General features: G+C 73.5%; 14 protein-coding genes and 1 pseudogene. All 15 read left to right on the top strand.

Annotated elements, in window-relative coordinates; translation table 11 throughout:
* Nucleotides 1-341: 341 nt before the first annotated feature.
* A pseudogene (gene rpsB, locus OG774_RS10635) lies at nucleotides 342-1,133 on the top strand (30S ribosomal protein S2); the annotation flags it as partial.
* A gap of 279 nt (nucleotides 1,134-1,412) precedes the next feature.
* Nucleotides 1,413-2,237, top strand: a complete 825-nt coding sequence (tsf, locus tag OG774_RS10630) for a translation elongation factor Ts (protein WP_328309217.1) — start codon at nucleotides 1,413-1,415, stop codon at nucleotides 2,235-2,237.
* 103 nt (nucleotides 2,238-2,340) lie between these two features.
* A complete protein-coding gene (gene pyrH / locus OG774_RS10625) occupies nucleotides 2,341-3,087 on the top strand; it encodes a UMP kinase (protein ID WP_328310896.1) in 747 nt (248 codons plus the stop codon).
* A gap of 11 nt (nucleotides 3,088-3,098) precedes the next feature.
* A complete protein-coding gene (frr, locus tag OG774_RS10620; RefSeq protein WP_328309215.1) occupies nucleotides 3,099-3,656 on the top strand; it encodes a ribosome recycling factor in 558 nt (185 codons plus the stop codon).
* Nucleotide 3,657: 1 nt separating this feature from the next.
* Nucleotides 3,658-4,662: a phosphatidate cytidylyltransferase gene (locus tag OG774_RS10615; protein WP_328309214.1), complete on the top strand. Its 1,005-nt coding sequence runs from the start codon at nucleotides 3,658-3,660 to the stop codon at nucleotides 4,660-4,662.
* Nucleotides 4,659-5,381 (top strand): class I SAM-dependent methyltransferase, encoded by a 723-nt coding sequence (locus OG774_RS10610; protein ID WP_328309212.1) that lies wholly within the window; start codon nucleotides 4,659-4,661, stop codon nucleotides 5,379-5,381. The genes OG774_RS10615 and OG774_RS10610 overlap by 4 nt, the downstream gene beginning before the upstream one ends.
* Before the next feature lie 157 nt (nucleotides 5,382-5,538).
* Nucleotides 5,539-6,819: a glycine cleavage T C-terminal barrel domain-containing protein gene (locus OG774_RS10605; protein ID WP_328309210.1), complete on the top strand. Its 1,281-nt coding sequence runs from the start codon at nucleotides 5,539-5,541 to the stop codon at nucleotides 6,817-6,819.
* Between the two features lie 12 nt (nucleotides 6,820-6,831).
* The gene (locus OG774_RS10600; protein WP_328309208.1) at nucleotides 6,832-7,650 is read left to right on the top strand and encodes a methylenetetrahydrofolate reductase; all 819 of its coding nucleotides are present in this window, start codon (nucleotides 6,832-6,834) and stop codon (nucleotides 7,648-7,650) included.
* Between the two features lie 30 nt (nucleotides 7,651-7,680).
* Entirely contained in the window at nucleotides 7,681-10,170 is a 2,490-nt protein-coding gene (locus tag OG774_RS10595) for a GcvT family protein (protein WP_328309206.1), read from the top strand.
* A 7-nt stretch (nucleotides 10,171-10,177) separates the two neighbouring features.
* The gene (locus OG774_RS10590; RefSeq protein WP_328309204.1) at nucleotides 10,178-10,942 is read left to right on the top strand and encodes an electron transfer flavoprotein subunit beta/FixA family protein; all 765 of its coding nucleotides are present in this window, start codon (nucleotides 10,178-10,180) and stop codon (nucleotides 10,940-10,942) included.
* Nucleotides 10,942-11,928 carry an electron transfer flavoprotein subunit alpha/FixB family protein gene (locus OG774_RS10585; RefSeq protein WP_328309202.1) on the top strand — a complete coding sequence of 329 codons (987 nt, stop codon included), beginning with the start codon at nucleotides 10,942-10,944 and terminating at the stop codon, nucleotides 11,926-11,928. Before OG774_RS10590 ends, OG774_RS10585 begins: the two co-directional genes overlap by 1 nt.
* A 54-nt stretch (nucleotides 11,929-11,982) precedes the next feature.
* A complete protein-coding gene (locus OG774_RS10580) occupies nucleotides 11,983-12,576 on the top strand; it encodes a hypothetical protein (protein WP_328309200.1) in 594 nt (197 codons plus the stop codon).
* Nucleotides 12,573-13,727: a 23S rRNA (adenine(2503)-C(2))-methyltransferase RlmN gene (gene rlmN / locus OG774_RS10575; RefSeq protein ID WP_328309198.1), complete on the top strand. Its 1,155-nt coding sequence runs from the start codon at nucleotides 12,573-12,575 to the stop codon at nucleotides 13,725-13,727. The genes OG774_RS10580 and rlmN overlap by 4 nt, the downstream gene beginning before the upstream one ends.
* Nucleotides 13,728-13,746: 19 nt before the next feature.
* Entirely contained in the window at nucleotides 13,747-14,991 is a 1,245-nt protein-coding gene (locus OG774_RS10570) for a GNAT family N-acetyltransferase (RefSeq protein WP_328309196.1), read from the top strand.
* A gap of 126 nt (nucleotides 14,992-15,117) precedes the next feature.
* On the top strand, nucleotides 15,118-16,110 hold the full coding sequence (locus tag OG774_RS10565; RefSeq protein ID WP_328303493.1) for an IS481 family transposase: 993 nt from the start codon (nucleotides 15,118-15,120) through the stop codon (nucleotides 16,108-16,110).
* Nucleotides 16,111-16,232 lie beyond the last annotated feature (122 nt).

Here is a 16,232-nt window from a genome sequence, read left to right as displayed (position 1 = left end):
GCGCGCGAGGAAGCGGATTTCCGCGCACCCAGTGCCAGCGTGGACGCAGGGCTTGCACGGGACGTGCACCCACTGCAGGAGGGCGCGGGTGGGCCGGGAGTAGACTCGTGACCAGCGGTCCCTCTTCTCCTCGTCCGCGGGGAGCAGATCGGGCCGACTTCGCGTGTCCTCTCAAGCGCCCGCACGCCCAGGCGCTGCCAGAGCCGCATCCGGGCGGTCCCGCCGCAGGCGGGTTCCGGATCGGTCATGAGGACACCAGGGCGGCGGCCCGACCCGGGACCGCCGCAGCAACCGCCGGGCCCGAGTACGTGTCGGGCCACCGAGAGAGGTAGTTCCACCGCATGGCCGTCGTCACGATGCGCCAGCTGCTGGACTCCGGTGTCCACTTCGGACACCAGACCCGCCGCTGGAACCCCAAGATGCGCCGCTTCATCTTCACGGAGCGCAACGGCATCTACATCATCGACCTGCAGCAGACGCTGTCCTACGTCGATCGCGCCTACGAGTTCGTGAAGCAGACCGTCGCCCACGGCGGCACGGTGCTCTTCGTCGGCACGAAGAAGCAGGCCCAGGAGGCCATCGACGAGCAGGCGCGGCGCGTCGGCATGCCGTTCGTCAACCAGCGCTGGCTGGGCGGCATGCTCACCAACTTCCAGACCGTGCACAAGCGTCTCCAGCGGCTCAAGGAGCTGGAGGCCATGGAGCAGAGCGGGGGCTTCGAGGGTCGCACCAAGAAGGAGATCCTCATGCTCACCCGCGAGCACGACAAGCTCGAGAAGACCCTGGGCGGTATCCGCGACATGGGCCGCGTGCCCAGCGCGGTGTGGGTGGTCGACACCAAGAAGGAGCACATCGCGGTCGGTGAGGCCCGGAAGCTCAACATCCCGGTCGTCGCCATCCTCGACACCAACTGCGACCCCGACGAGGTCGACTACCCGATCCCGGGCAACGACGACGCGATCCGCTCGGCGGCCCTGTTGACCCGCGTGGTCGCGCAGGCCTGCGCCGACGGCCTCCAGGCCCGCGGCCAGCGCAACGGTGGCGGCGACGGCGAGCGCGGCGAGGACGAGCCGCTGGCCGAGTGGGAGCAGGAGCTCATGGCGTCCGGCGGAGACGGCGCGAGCGCGCCGACCGGCCTGGAGCAGGGCAGCACCAGCTCCGCGGTCGACGCGCCCGGCGACTCGCCGGTCGCCACGCCCGAGGCCGAGGCCACCGCCGAGGCCGCCGGGGACGACACCACGCCGGTGAGCCGCCCCGAGCGGACGGCCGGCACGGTCGACGCCAACTCGGAGAGCGACGACAACGCGATCGCCGCGGCGCCGGAGGCCGGTCAGGTCAACGGCACGCCGCAGGGCTGACACGCCCCGCAGGCGACACGACAAACGACGACGAGGACGGACGAGAGCCGCACCATGGCGAACTACACCGCTGCGGACGTGAAGAAGCTCCGGGACCTCACCGGGTCCGGGATGATGGACTGCAAGAAGGCACTCGAGCAGTCCGAGGGCGACCTCGATGCGGCCGTCGAGGCGCTGCGCATCAAGGGCGCGAAGGACGTGGGCAAGCGGGCCGGCCGCACCACCGCCAACGGCATCGTGGCGGCCCGTGACGGCGCGATGATCGAGCTCAACTCCGAGACCGACTTCGTGGCCAAGAACGCCGACTTCGTACAGCTCGCCGAGGACATCCTCGGTGCCGCGCTCGAGAACGGCACCAAGGACCTGGAGTCCCTCAAGGCCGCCACCCTCGGGCAGGGCACGGTCGACGAGAAGGTCCAGGAGCTCTCGGCGCGCATCGGCGAGAAGCTCGAGCTGCGTCGTGTGGCCGTGCTCGACGGCCCCACCGCGACGTACCTGCACCGGCGGTCCTCGGACCTGCCCCCGGCCATCGGCGTGGTCGTCGCCTACACGGGCGACGGCGACGAGGCGTCGGAGGCGGCCCGCGGCGCGGCCATGCAGGTCGCGGCGGCGCGCCCGCTCTACACCACGCGTGACGAGGTCCCGAGCGACGTGGTGGAGAACGAGCGCCGCATCGCCGAGGCCACCGCCCGCGAGGAGGGCAAGCCCGAGAAGATCCTCGAGAAGATCGTCGAGGGTCGCCTCAACGGCTACTACAAGGACACCGTGCTCCTCGAGCAGGACTCGGTGTCGGTGGACAAGAAGTCGGTCGGCAAGGTGCTGGAGGAGGCGGGCGTCGACGTCCGCACCTTCGCGCGCTTCGAGGTCGGCCAGCCCTGACGAACCGCTCACGGCGCCGGTGCCCGGGTGACCGGGCGCCGGCGCCGTGACGGCGGCACCGCCGGAACCCGTGGTGGAGGAGAGCGTGGCGAGTCCCCAGACCGTGTCCGACGCCGAGCCGGAGGCCCGCCCCGGTCATCGCCGGGTCCTGCTCAAGCTCGGCGGTGAGATGTTCGGCGGCGGCGCCGTCGGCGTCGACCCCGTGGTCGTGCGGACCGTCGCCCGCCAGATCGCCGACGTCGTGGCCTCCGGCGTCGAGATCGCCGTCGTCATCGGCGGCGGCAACTTCTTCCGCGGCGAGGAGCTGCACCGCTACGGGATGCAGCGCCAGCGTGCCGACTACATGGGAATGCTCGGCACGGTCATGAACTGCCTGGCCCTGCAGGACTTCCTCGAGCGCGAGCACCACATCGACACCCGGGTGCAGACGGCCATCACGATGGGCCAGGTCGCCGAGTCCTACATCCCCCGGCGCGCGATGCGCCACCTCGAGAAGGGCCGCGTCGTCATCTTCGGCGCCGGCGTGGGCATGCCCTACTTCTCGACCGACACCACCGCGGCGCAGCGTGCCCTCGAGATCGAGTGCGAGGTCGTGCTGCTGGCCAAGGGCGTGGACGGCGTGTTCACCGCCGACCCGAAGACCGACCCCACGGCGACGATGTTCCACGAGATCTCCCACCGCGAGGTGCTGGAGAAGGGCCTGAAGGTCGCCGACGCCACCGCCTTCAGCCTCTGCATGGACAACAACATGCCGATCATGGTGTTCAACCTGCTCGTCGAGGGGAACATCGCCCGTGCGGTGCGGGGTGAGAGGATCGGGACGCTGGTCCACACCCCCTCCGGTCCCTGAGGAGAGCCCACATGATCGACGAGACGCTCCTCGACGCCGAGGAGAAGATGGAGAAGGCGGTCAGCGTCGCCAAGGACGACCTGGGCGGTGTGCGCACCGGCCGGGCCAGCCCGGCGATGTTCAACCGCATCCAGGTCGAGTACTACGGCGCGTGGACGCCGCTCAACCAGCTCGCCTCGGTGCAGGTCCCCGAGGCCCGGATGGCCGTCATCAAGCCCTACGACGCCAGCCAGCTGCAGAGCATGGAGCGCGCGATCCGCGACTCCGACCTCGGCGTGAACCCCAGCAACGACGGCCAGATCATCCGCGTCGTGTTCCCGCAGCTCTCCGAGGAGCGGCGCAAGGACATGGTCAAGGTCGCGCGCAGCAAGGGTGAGGACGCCAAGGTCTCCATCCGCAGCGTGCGCCGCACGGCGATGACCGAGCTGCAGCGCATCGTCAAGGACGGCGAGGCCGGCGAGGACGAGACCGGGCGGGCGGAGAAGGAGCTCGAGACCGTGACGTCCCGCTACGTCGCGGCGGTGGACGACCTGGTGAAGAACAAGGAAGCCGAGCTCCTCGAGGTCTGACGTGCCCTCCTCCGCGTCGCGGCCCCGACGGCCCGCCCCCACCGAGTCCCCGGCCTCCCCGGCGGACGCGACCCCGGCCGCCGCCCCGCCGGACGACGCCCAGCCGGAGGAAGCCCAGCCGGAGGACGCCGGACCGGAGAACTCCCAGTCCCGGGACGCCCGGCCCCAGGACGCCCCGAAGCGCGGTTCGAAGGCCGGCCGGAACCTGCCGGTGGCCATCGGGGTCGGGCTCGCGATGGGTGCGGTCATCCTCGTCGCGCTGCTCACCGTGCGGCAGGCGTGGATCGCGATCGTCGCGGTCTCGGCCGTCATCGGCACCTGGGAGCTCTTCGGCGCCCTGCACCGCGGCGCAGGCATCCGCCTCTCGCGCGTCCCGGTGCTGATCGGGGGCCAGGCGATGATCTGGCTGGCCTGGCCGTTCGACACCGAGGGCATCCTCGGCGCCCTGCTCGTCACGGTGATCGGCTGCTTCCTGTGGCGCATGCGCCTCGGTGCGGGCGGGTTCGTCCGTGACGTCGGCGCCTCGATGCTCGTGCTCTGCTGGATCCCGCTCTGCATGGCGTTCGCGACGATGCTCGTCGTCCCCGCCGACGGCGCCGCGCGCGTGCTGGTCTTCCTCATCGTCGTCATCTGCTCCGACACGGGCGGCTACGCCCTGGGCGCGCTGATCGGCAAGCACCCGATGGCGCCGAAGGTGAGCCCGAAGAAGTCCTGGGAGGGCTTCGCGGGCTCGATCATCGCCGGGTCCACCGGCGCGTGCCTCTCGATCGCGCTGCTGCTCGACGCCCCGTGGTGGTTCGGCCTGATCGTCGGCCCCCTGCTCGTCGCGACGGCGGTCACGGGCGACCTGGTGGAGTCGCTCATCAAGCGCGACCTCGGCATCAAGGACATGGGCTCGGTGCTGCCGGGCCACGGCGGTCTCATGGAGCGCCTGGACTCCCTGGTCACCTCGGCGCCGGTCGCGTGGCTGCTGCTGCTCGTGCTCGTCCCCCTCCCGGGGACGTGACGCGCTACCGCTTGGGGGACGTCGTCGAGTCCCCCAACATCTGGCGCTGGCCCGAGGTCTACGAACGCGAGAACGCCGCGCAGGACGCCACGGGCGCGCTGTGGGACGCGGTGTGCGAGCTGGCTCCGCACGACGGCGCGGACGTCGTCGACGTCGGATGCGGCGACGGCTACCACCTGCTGCGCTTCGCCGAGCGCGCCCGCACCGTGGTCGGCGTGGAGCCGCACGCCCCGCTCGTGGCGCGGGCCCGCGAGCGCGTGACCGAGGACCCCGCGTGCCGGGTCGAGCAGGGGAGCGCCGCCGCCCTGCCGCTGGACGACGACTCCGCCGACGTCGTCCACGCGCGCACCGCCTACTTCTTCGGCCCCGGCTGCGAGCCGGGGCTCGCCGAGGCGTCCCGCGTCCTCCGGCCCGGTGGCGTGCTCGTGATCGTCGACCTCGACGCCACCCGCCACTCCTACGGCGCGTGGATGCGCGCGTCGGCGCCCCGCTACGACCCCGCGGCCGCCGAGCGCTTCTTCGCCGGTGAGGGCTTCGCCGTGCGCCGCGTCGACACGGAGTGGCGCTTCCCGGACCGCACGACGCTCGCCGACGTCCTGCGCATCGAGTTCACCCCGTCGGTCGCCGCCCGGGCCATCGACGGCACCCCCGGGCTCGCCCTCTCGGTGGGCTATCGCGTGCACACCCGTCGCGAGCCGGACGGGCTCCTGCGGCCCTGACGCGCGTCCGGATATATCAGCTCCTCCGACCTCTTGACGTGATCTCGGTCACGGACGCAGACTCGTTGCGTCAACGACAACCCGTTGCGTATCTCGCAACCTCGTCCGAGCGGTTCAGTGGAGGTGCCCCCCGGACGCACGATGAAGTGGAGTGCCGATGACGGACGTCCTGCCCAGCCGGGCCACGGTCGACATCGCGCCGGCACCAGCCTCGACGGTGGTCACCGATCCGGCGGTCCTGCTCTATCCCCGCCTGCGGAAGTCGCCCTACTTCTGGAAGTCACGGGCGCACGGCGTGGCGATGTACAGCGTCTACAACCACACCTACCACCCCCGGCACTACGGCGACCCGGTCGCCGAGTACTGGGCGCTGCTCGAGGACGTCACCCTCTGGGACGTCGGCGTCGAGCGCCAGATCGAGATCACCGGGCCGGACGCCTTCGCGTTCACCAACATGCTCGTGCCCCGCGACCTGACGAAGTGCGCGGTCGGGCAGTGCAAGTACGTGTTCATCACCGCCCCCGACGGCGGGATCATCAACGACCCGGTGCTGCTGCGTGTCGAGGAGAACCGCTTCTGGCTCTCGCTCGCCGACTCCGACGTCGGGCTCTGGGCGACGGGGCTGGCCCACGCGGGCGGCTGGGACGTGTCGGTCCGGGAGATCGACGTCGCTCCCGTGCAGGTCCAGGGCCCGAAGGCCAAGGCCCTGGTCACCGACCTCTTCGGCGCCGACGTCGCCGAGATGCCGTACTACCACCTGCGCCACGCCGTGCTGGACGACATGGAGGTCGTCATCAGTCGCACCGGCTACAGCGCGGAGATCGGGTACGAGATCTACCTGCACCACGCCACCCGCGACGCGGGGAAGCTCTGGGACAGGGTGTGGGAGGCGGGCCGGCCGCACGGCCTGCGCCCGATCGGGCCGTGCCACATCCGGCGCATCGAGGGCGGCATGCTCGCCTACGGCTGCGACATCACCCTCGACACCAACCCGCTCGAGGTCGGCTACGACTACACGTGGATGGTCGACCTCGACCAGGAGGCCGACTTCGTCGGCAAGGACGCCCTGATCCGGGCCAAGCAGCGGGGCCTGGACCGCTCGCTGGTCGGTGTGGAGATCGGCGGGGCGCAGCTGGGCACGTTCAACGACGGCTCGATGATCGAGCCGTTCACCGTGCGGGACGGGACGGGGGCCGTGGTCGGCTCGGTGACCAGCGCCTGCTGGTCGCCGCGGCTCGAGCGCAACATCGGGCTGGCCATGGTCGCCACGCCGTGCACGCCGCTGGGGACGACGCTGGTGGTGGACGCCGGCGCGGGGGACAACCGACACAGCACGCCGATAGGGGAGCCGACCTCCAGGTTGGGGCGTGACGTCCGCGAGGCCGTCGTGGTCGAGAAGCCCTTCGTCGACCCGCGCAAGCAGACCCCCAAGGGCTGAGCGGGGGTCGCCGTGGAGCCGGGAACCCTCGCCGCGCTGCTCGACCGCCCTCGCTACGAGGTGGCGCCGGTGGCGGGCGTGCTCGGGGCGGCCGCCGACCTCCCCACGGGCGCGACCGTGGCCGTCATCGCCTCGCCGAGCCGGGGCCCCGACGCGACGGTGGCGGTCGCCGAGGGGCTCGCCGGCCTGGGGTTCGCCCCGGTGCCGCACCTCGCGGCGCGCAGCCTGCGCGACCGCGGCGAGCTCGCTGGCTACCTCGACCGGCTCGCCGGGGTCGGCGTCCGCGACGTGTTCGTCGTGGGCGGCGACGCCCGGGAGCCGGCCGGGGAGTTCCCCGACGGGCTCGCGGTGCTCCGGGCGATGGAGGACCTGGGACGGCGGCCGCCCCGCGTGGGCGTGCCGTCGTACCCGGACGGCCACCACCGGATCGCCACCGACGTCCTCTGGACCGACCTGGCGGCCAAGGCGCAGCACGCCGACTACACCGTCACGCAGCTGTGTTTCGACGCCGATCTCGTCGGGGCGTTCGTCGACGAGGCCCGCGGGCGGGGGATCCGCCTGCCCGTGATCGCGGGCGTCCCGGGCGTCGTCGACGCCGCCCGCCTGGTGCGCGTCAGCGTCCGCATCGGCGTCGCCGACGCCGTGCGTTTCGCCCGCTCGCACCGCGGGACCGCGGGCTCCCTGCTGCGGTCGCGCTCGCACCGTCCCGACGAGCTCGTCGAGGCCCTCGCCGCCGGCGGGAGCGACCTCGCGGGGCTGCACGTCTTCACGTTCAACCAGATCGAGCCGACCGTGCGCTGGCTGACCGAGGCCCGCCGCGCGGCCGCCTGAGGCTGGACACCACGCTGGGAAGGACCCGCCGTGACACCGTTCCCTGACCGTGCCCAGGTCGTCGTGATCGGGGCCGGCATCGTCGGCAACTCCGTGGTGCACCACCTCGCGCGGCTGGGGTGGCGCGACATCCTGCTGGTGGACAAGGGGCCGCTGCCCGACCCGGGTGGCTCCACCGGCCACGCGTCGAACTTCGTGTTCCCCGTCGACCACTCGCGCGAGATCACGCAGCTCACCGCGGACTCGTCGCGGCAGTACGCCGAGCTCGGGACGCTGACGACGTGCGGCGGCATCGAGGTCGCCCGCACCCCGGAGCGCGTCCAGGAGCTGCACCGGCGCATGTCGTCGGCGCACGCGTGGGGCATCGACGCGGAGCTGATCACGGCGGCCGAGGTGGCGGAGAAGGTCCCGTTCCTCGACCCCACGGTCGTGCTCCGGGGGTTCTGGACGCCGTCGGTGGCGGTCGTGGACCCGCTGCGGGCCGGCGAGCTGATGCGCGAGCGGGCCACGGCCGCGGGCGCGCTCACCGTGTCGGCGATGACCGAGGTGCTGGCCGTCGACACCGAGGACGGGCGCGTGACCCGGGTCCGCACCGACCGCGGCGACGTCGACACCGAGTACGTCGTCGTCGCGTGCGGGGTGTGGAGCCCGCGCATCGCGGCGCTGGCGGGGGCGGCGATCCCGCTCACGCCCGCGGTCCACCAGATGATCGACGTCGGCCCGATCGCCGAGCTCGCGGCCACCGGGCGGGAGATCGCGTTCCCGATCGTGCGCGACATGGACCCGTTGATGTACGAGCGCCAGAGCGGCGCCGACCTGGAGATCGGGTCGTACGCCCACCGCCCGATCCTCTGCGAGCCCGGGGACATCCCGTCGCTGGCCGCCGCGGCGCTCTCGCCGACACAGCTGCCGTTCACCCCCGACGACTTCGACCCGCAGATGGAAGCGGCGCTCGAGCTGTTCCACCCCGTCCTCGACCGCCCCGACGCCGGCATCCGGCACGCCATCAACGGGCTGCTCTCCCTCACGCCCGACGGGCACCCGCTGCTGGGGGAGACCCCGGAGGTGCGCGGCCTCTGGTCCGCCGCCGCGGTGTGGATCAAGGAGGGCCCCGGTGTCGGACGGCTGATCGCCGAGTGGATGACCGAGGGCGCCCCGGAGATCGACGCGGCCGCCTCCGACATCGCCCGCTTCGCCCCGCACGAGCGCACCCGCCACCACGTGCGCGCCCGCGCGTCCGAGGGCTTCAACAAGACCTACGGGATCACGCACCCGCGCGAGCAGTGGAGCTCCGACCGCGGGGTGCGCCGCTCGCCCTTCCACGAGCGCGAGGTGGCCCTGGGCGCGGAGTTCTTCGAGGTGGCGGGCTGGGAGCGCCCGCAGTGGTACGCGTCGAACGCGCCGCTGGTGGCGGAGCTCGGCGTGTCCGACCGCCCGCACGAGTGGGACGCGCGCTGGTGGTCGCCGATCACCAACGCCGAGCACCTGGCGATGCGCCGGGGCGCCGCGATGATCGACCTCAGCGCGTTCTCCCAGTTCGACGTCCGCGGCCCCGGGGCGCTCGCGTACGTCCAGCACCTCACGGTCGCGCAGATGGACCGGCCCGTCGGCCGGGTGATCTACACGCCGGTCCTCGGCCCGGACGGCGGGTTCCGCAGCGACCTGACCGTCGTGCGGCTCGGCGACCGGCACTTCCGGGTGGTGACCGGTGGCTCCGACGGCGCTCGGGACCTGGCGTGGTTCCGACGCCACCTGCCGGACGACGGGTCGGTGGCGCTGACCGACGTGACCTCGGCGGTGTGCACCCTCGGGCTCTGGGGCCCGCGGGCCCGGGACGTCCTCGCCGCGGTCACCGACGACGACGTGTCCGACGCCGCCTTCCCGTTCGCCACCGGCCGCACCATCACGATCGGCTCGATCCCGGTCCTCGCGCTGCGCCTGTCCTACGTCGGCGAGCTCGGGTGGGAGCTGCACGCGCCCACCGAGTGCGGCCTGCGCCTGTGGGACGCGGTCGCCGAGGCGGGCGCGCCGCACGGCCTCGTGCCCGCCGGCATCGGGGTCTACGGCACCACCGCGCGCATGGAGAAGGGCTACCGGCTCGTCGGCCACGAGCTCGACGCCGAGCACGGCCCGGTGGAGGCGGGGCTCGCCCTGCCCGGGCTGAAGTCCCAGGACTTCGTCGGTAAGTCCGCGTACACCAAGGCCCGCGAGGGCGAGCCCGAGGCGACCCTGTGCACGCTGACCCTCGACGACACGCAACGCTTCCCGCAGGGCGGCGAGCCGGTCCTCACGCCCGACGGCGCGCGGATCACCGACCGCCGGGGCCGGCCGTCGTTCGTCACCAGCGCGGGCGCCGGGCCGTCGCTCGGGACGTACCTGCTGATGGCGTACCTGCCGCCCTGGCACGCCGTCGAGGGCACCGGGCTGCTCGTCGAGTACCTGGGGGAGCGGTACCCGGTCACGGTCGCGCGGGCCGGCCGGACGCCGCTGTTCGATCCCGACGACACGCGGATGAGGTGACGACGGGATGGACGTCGTGGTCTGCGTCAAGCGCGTCCCGGCGGTGGGCGCGGAGATCCTGCTGACCGCCGACGCGACGGCGATCGACACCCGCCACCTCGGCTTCACCATCGGGCCGCACGAGGAGTGCGCGGTCGAGGAGGCGGTGCGCATCGCCGAGCGCACCGGCGGCTCCGCGGGGGTGCTCACCGTCGGGCCGCCCGAGACCGAGGAGCAGCTGCGCTACGCGCTGTCGATGGGCGCCGACCACGCCGTCCGGGTCGACACCCCCGAGACGGACCCGGACCCCGAGGCCACCGCCGCGGCGGTGACGGGCGCGCTGGGCGAGCTGCCGCCCTACGACCTCGTCCTGTTCGGCGAGGCCTCGGCCGACGCCGGGCACGCGCAGGTCGGGTTCCGGGTCGCCTGCGCGCTGCGGCGGCCCGTCGTCGGCGGGGTGAAGGGGATCGACCTGGACGGCGCAGGCGGCGGGACCGTGACGCTGCGCCGCGCGACGCCCGACGGGGTGGAGCTGCACGAGGCGCCGCTGCCCGCGGTCGCCGCCGTGCTCGAGGGGCTCAACCTGCCCCGCTACCCGACGATCAAGGGCCGGTTGCGGGCGAAGAAGGCGCCGATCCGCGTCCTGGACGGCCCCGGGGCGACCGGTGGCCTGCGGACACTGCGGCTGCGCCACCGGCCCGAGGCGCGGGCGCAGACCGTCGTGCTGGGTCGTGGGGCCGCGGCGGCGCCGGCGGTCGTGGACGTGCTCGCCGAGCTGGGGATGGTGCGCTGATGGTGCTGGTCGTGGTCGAGAGGGACGGCGAGGGGACGCTGACCGAGGGGTCCGCCGAGGTCCTCGCCGCCGCGCGGGACCTCGCCGAGTCCCTCGGCGTCCCGGTGGAGGCCGTCGCGGTGGGGGAGCCGGGGGACCTCCCCGACGACCTCGTCAAACGGGGCGTCGGGCGTCTCCACCTGCTGACCCACGAGCTGCTCGACGACGGGTCGCCGTCCTGTCTGGGCGAGGCGCTCGCCGGGCTCGTGGCCGACCTGCGCCCCGCGGCCGTGCTCGCCCCGAGCACCGACCGCAGCACCGAGGCGATGGCGTGGGCGGCCGCGGAGCTGGGGATGCCGCTGGCGACGGCGTGCACGGAGATCCGCCCAGGGCCGGACGGGGACGACGGCGCCTGGGAGGTCACCCGGGAACGGGCGGGCGGGATCCTGCTCGAGGACGCGGCCCTGACCGCGCCGATCCGGCTGTGCACGCTGCACCCCGGGAGCCCGTCGCCGAGCGAGACGGCCGCGGCCGACGAGATGACGGTGCACGTCGTCGTCCCGGAGCTGCGGGCCTCGGTGCCGCGGGCCCGGCTGGTCGAGCGCCGGGAGCGCGCCACCGGGATGACGCTGACCACCGCGCCGGTGGTGGTCGCCGGCGGGCGCGGGGTCGGCAGCTCCGAGGGCTACGCGGTGCTCGAGGAGCTGGCCGGTCTCGTCGGCGGAGCGGTCGGGTGCTCGCGGGTCGCCACCAACAACGGCTGGCGCCCGCACGCCGACCAGGTCGGGCTCACCGGCACCCGGATCAGCCCGGACCTCTACGTCGCGTGCGGGATCAGCGGCGCCACCCAGCACTGGGTCGGCTGCATGAACGCGCGCTCGATCCTCGCCGTGAACACCGATCCCGAGGCGCCCATGGTCACCCGCGCGACGTGGGCGGTGATCGGCGACGTGCACGAGGTGCTGCCGGCCGTGGTCGACGAGATCCGGCGTCGATCCGGGCGCTGACCACGGTGGGGCCGCTCGCGGGGCGGGGGCGTCGGCGGGGTTACCGTGGAGGTCGTGTCCGCGTATCCCCCTCCTCGTCCGCCCGGGCGTGGCTTCCAGGGCTCTCCGCCGCCGCGACGCGGCGGCCGTGCCGTCCGCGTCGACCCCGTGCTCGTCGAGATCGCGGCCGGGCTCGTCTGGCTGGCGGTGGGCACCCTGGGTCTCGGCGCCGACGGGGTCGGCACGCTGATCCTCGCGATCGGCATCGCCGTCGCCATCGGCATCGGGGTGGAGAACCGCCGCCGGGGGCCGCGCCCGTTCGACACCTCGCGCTCCACCGAGGTCCTGCGCCTCGCCGCGGGCGTGGTCGTCATCGTGATCGTCGCGTCCATCGTGCTGGGCCTGCTCAGCGCCTCGGACCTCCTGCCGGGCCTGGCGCTGCTGCTCACCGGCGCCGCGTTCGTGCTGCTCAGCCGCTCCACCGGGCAGCGGCCGACGCGCTGGCTGGGCTTCCTGCTCGTCGGCGCGGGCCTGCTCTCGGCGCTGGTCTCGACGATGGCGGCCGGCGGCTTCGTCTCGCAGGGCCTGCTCGGGCTGCTCGCGGGCGTCGTCATCCTGCTCTCCGCGGCCGACCGCGTGGGCCTCGTGGAGATGTTGAGGGACCGATGACCGAGCCCGCCGCGACCCCGGATCAGGAGAGCGCACCCGGGCCGGTGCTCACGCTCTCGCCGCGCGGCTCGCGCCGCACCCGGCCCGCACAGCACCTCGCGGACCTCGACACCGAGGGCCGCCGCGCCGCGGTCGCCGAGCTGGGGATGCCGGCCTTCCGGGCCGACCAGCTCTCGCGCCACTACTTCTCGCGCCTCGAGAGTGACCCGGCCACGATGACCGACCTGCCCGCCGCGGCGCGCGAGACGCTCGGGCCGGCGCTGCTGCCCTCGCTGCTCACGCCCACCTGGGAGCAGGACTGCGACGGCGGCACCACCCGCAAGACGCTGTGGCGCGCCAACGACGGGGCGCTCGTCGAGAGCGTGCTCATGGGTTACACGGACCGCGCCACCGTCTGCATCTCCAGCCAGGCCGGGTGCGGCATGGCGTGCCCGTTCTGCGCCACCGGCCAGAACGGCCTGGAGCGCAACCTGTCGACCGCCGAGATCGTCGAGCAGGTCCGCGCCGCGGCCGCCGTCGTGCGCGGGGGCGGGCTGGGCGCGAACCTCAGCCGGCTGTCGAACGTCGTCTTCATGGGCATGGGCGAGCCGCTGGCGAACTACCGCCGCGTCGTCGACGCCGTGCACCGCCTCTGCGACGCCCCGCCCGCCGGGCTCGGGCTCTCGCAGCGCTCGGTCACCGTCTCGACGGTGGGCCTGGTGCCGGCGATCCACCGCCTCGCCGAGGAGAACCTGCAGGTGACCCTCGCGGTGTCGCTGCACACCCCGGACGACGAGCTGCGCGACACCCTGGTGCCGGTCAACACCCGCTGGCCGGTGGCCGACGTGTTCGCCGCCGCCCGGCACTACGCCGACGTCACGGGGCGCCGCGTCTCCATCGAGTACGCGCTGATCCGCGACGTCAACGACCAGCCGTGGCGGGCCGACCTGCTGGCCAAGCTGGCGTCGAAGCACCTCGGCCGGCTGGTGCACGTCAACCTCATCCCGCTCAACCCGACGCCGGGCAGCAAGTGGGACGCGAGCCCCGCGCCGGTGCAGGCGGAGTTCCTGCGGCGCGTGCGCGAGGGCGGCGTGGCGTGCACGGTGCGCGACACCCGCGGCCGCGAGATCGCCGCCGCCTGCGGGCAGCTCGCGGCCACCGCCCGCCCGTGAGCCCTGCCGTGGGTCCGGCGTGACCTGGCAGGTCCACCGGCTCGTGCCCTCGGTCGTGGAGGGCGCCCCGGACGCGGACACCGCGACCTGGATCCGGGCCATGATGGCGGCGTTCCTGGGGCCCCGACCGGGGCCCGAGGAGATCGCGACGATGGCGGCGTCGTACGCCGGGCAGCGCCTGCGCGGGGTGTACGAGACCGCCGACACGTCCCCGGTGGCCACCCTGCGCTCCTGGGACACCGCGATGACCGTGCCGGGCGGCGAGGTGGCCGCCGACGCGATCTCCTCGATCGGCGTCCGCGCCACGCACCGCCGCCGTGGCCTGCTGCGGGCGCTGCTCGTCGACGACCTCGCCGAGGCGGTGCGCGCCGGCACCCCGGTCGCGGCGCTCACGTCCACGCAGGGCTCGCTCTACGAGCGTTTCGGGTTCGGGCTGGCGGCCTGGACGCGGTCGCTCACGCTGGACACCCGCGCGGCCCGGTTCCGGGACGCGGGGCCCACCGGTCGCCTCCGGACGCTCGACCCGGCGGGCTTCGCGTCGGTCGCCGGGCCGATCCAGGACCGTGCCCGGCGTCGGCACCCGGGGTCGATGGACCGGTCGGCCGCGTCGTGGCACGCGCTGATCACCGGCGGCGACCACGACAGCTCGCCCCGCTCCGCGATCGCCTGGGCCGACGCGACAGGCCGGCCCGCCGGCTACGTCGTCTACGGCGTCGCCGAGTCCTGGTGGGGCACCGGTTCGGCGACGCTCGCCGTCCACGACCTGCAGGCGACGACCCCGGAGTCCTACCGCGAGCTGTGGCGGCACCTGGGCTCGCTCGACCTCGTCGGGGAGGTGGGGTGGGCGAACGCCTCGGTCGACGAACCGCTCCCGTGGCTGCTCACGGACCACCGCGCGGTGAGCCCCGGCGGGCCGCGCGACATGCTCTGGCTGCGCGTCCTCGACGTCCCGGCCGCGCTGGGTGCCCGCCGCTACCCCGTCACCGACCGGATCGTGCTGCGCGTGCACGACCCCGACCGCCACGCGGCGGGCGACTGGGCGCTCGACACGACCGACCCGGTCACCCCGACCGTGGCCGCCACGAGCGACACGCCCGACGTCGAGATGGACGCCGCGGCGCTCGGGTCGCTCTACCTCGGGGGCGTCGACCCCCGGGTCCTCGCCCGGGCCGGGCGGCTCTCCGAGCACAGTCCCGGCGCCGCCGGCCGCCTCGCCCGGCTCTTCGCCGCGCCCGGCGTGCCCTGGAACGGCATCCGCTTCTAGGTGTACTGACCGGACACGTTGGTTGAGTGCGTGTGACGACACGGTCTGAATGATCTTGAGGGGAGGACCTCTCGGGAGTGCTGTGGAGCTGTCTGACGGCATCCGCTCACCACCGGGAGGTCCTCCGTGACCCACGCTAACGCTGCGCTGACTCCGCGAGCTCGATTGAAGCTGGCGCGTCTGATCGTCGAGGACGGCTGGCCGATCGCGAGGGCCGCCGAGCGGTTCCAGGTGTCCTGGCCGACCGCGAAGCGCTGGCGGGATCGCTACCTCGAGCTCGGTGCGCCCGGCATGGCCGACCGGTCTTCGCGCCCGCATCGGATGCCGCGGCTGACCCCGCAGCCGGTGGTGCGCAAGATCGTGCACCTGCGCTGGAAGCAGCGCCTCGGGCAGCTCGAGATCGCCGCCCGGCTCGGGCTGGCGGCCTCCACGGTGCACCTGGTGCTGCGCCGCTGCGGGATCAGCCGGCTCAACCAGGTCGACCGGGCCACCGGAGAACCGGTACGCCGCTACGAGCACCCCCACCCCGGCTCACTGATCCACGTCGATGTGAAGAAGCTCGGCAACATCCCCGACCAGGGTGGATGGCGCTTCCACGGTCGCCAGGCCGGCAACAAGAACCGGGCGGCGACCCCGGGCAAGCCCCGCAACCGTCACCACAACCCGATGATGGGCACCGGGTTCGTGCACACCGTGCTCGATGACCACTCCCGGGTGGCCTACGCCGAGATCCACGACGACGAGAAGGCCCTGACCGCCATCGGGGTGCTGGATCGGGCGGTGGCCTGGTTCGCCGCCCGCGGCGTGGTCGTCGAGCGGGTCCTGTCCGACAACGGCTCGGCCTACAAGTCGTACGCCTGGCGCGACGCCTGCCGCGAACTCGGGATCACTCCGAAGCGGACCCGGCCCTACCGGCCACAGACCAACGGGAAGATCGAACGCTTCCACCGCACCATGACCGCCGGCTGGGCCTTCCGACGCCTCTATCTCAGCGAAACCCAGCGACGGAAGGCCCTACCCGGCTGGCTACACGAGTACAACCACCACCGGCCCCACAGCGCCATCGACAGGCAAGCCCCGATCACCCGCTTGACCAACCTGTCCGGTCAGTACATCTAGGTGACCCGCTCCTGGGCGGCCCGCTCCTCGGCCGTCAGCAGCCGGCCGAAGCGCGGGACGACGTCGCCGACCCCCGCCCGGCCGGTGAGGTGCTCGAGCACCTCGATGGTGCCGCCGAGCGC

Origin of the sequence: Actinomycetospora sp. NBC_00405 (genome assembly GCF_036044095.1) — a bacterium.
GTDB classification, from domain to species: Bacteria; Actinomycetota; Actinomycetes; order Mycobacteriales; family Pseudonocardiaceae; genus Actinomycetospora; species Actinomycetospora callitridis.
The sequence above is the reverse complement of the archived record's forward strand: the minus strand, read 5'-3'. Positions and strand labels throughout refer to the sequence as shown.

Bases quoted from the DNA above. Each gene is read 5' to 3' on its own strand.
- OG774_RS10605 (WP_328309210.1), top strand. From the start codon at position 5,539: ATGACGGACGTCCTGCCCAGCCGGGCCACGGTCGACATCGCGCCGGCA.
- OG774_RS10585 (WP_328309202.1), top strand. From the start codon at position 10,942: ATGGTGCTGGTCGTGGTCGAGAGGGACGGCGAGGGGACGCTGACCGAG.
- frr (WP_328309215.1), top strand. From the start codon at position 3,099: ATGATCGACGAGACGCTCCTCGACGCCGAGGAGAAGATGGAGAAGGCG.
- rlmN (WP_328309198.1), top strand. From the start codon at position 12,573: ATGACCGAGCCCGCCGCGACCCCGGATCAGGAGAGCGCACCCGGGCCG.
- OG774_RS10590 (WP_328309204.1), top strand. From the start codon at position 10,178: ATGGACGTCGTGGTCTGCGTCAAGCGCGTCCCGGCGGTGGGCGCGGAG.
- tsf (WP_328309217.1), top strand. From the start codon at position 1,413: ATGGCGAACTACACCGCTGCGGACGTGAAGAAGCTCCGGGACCTCACC.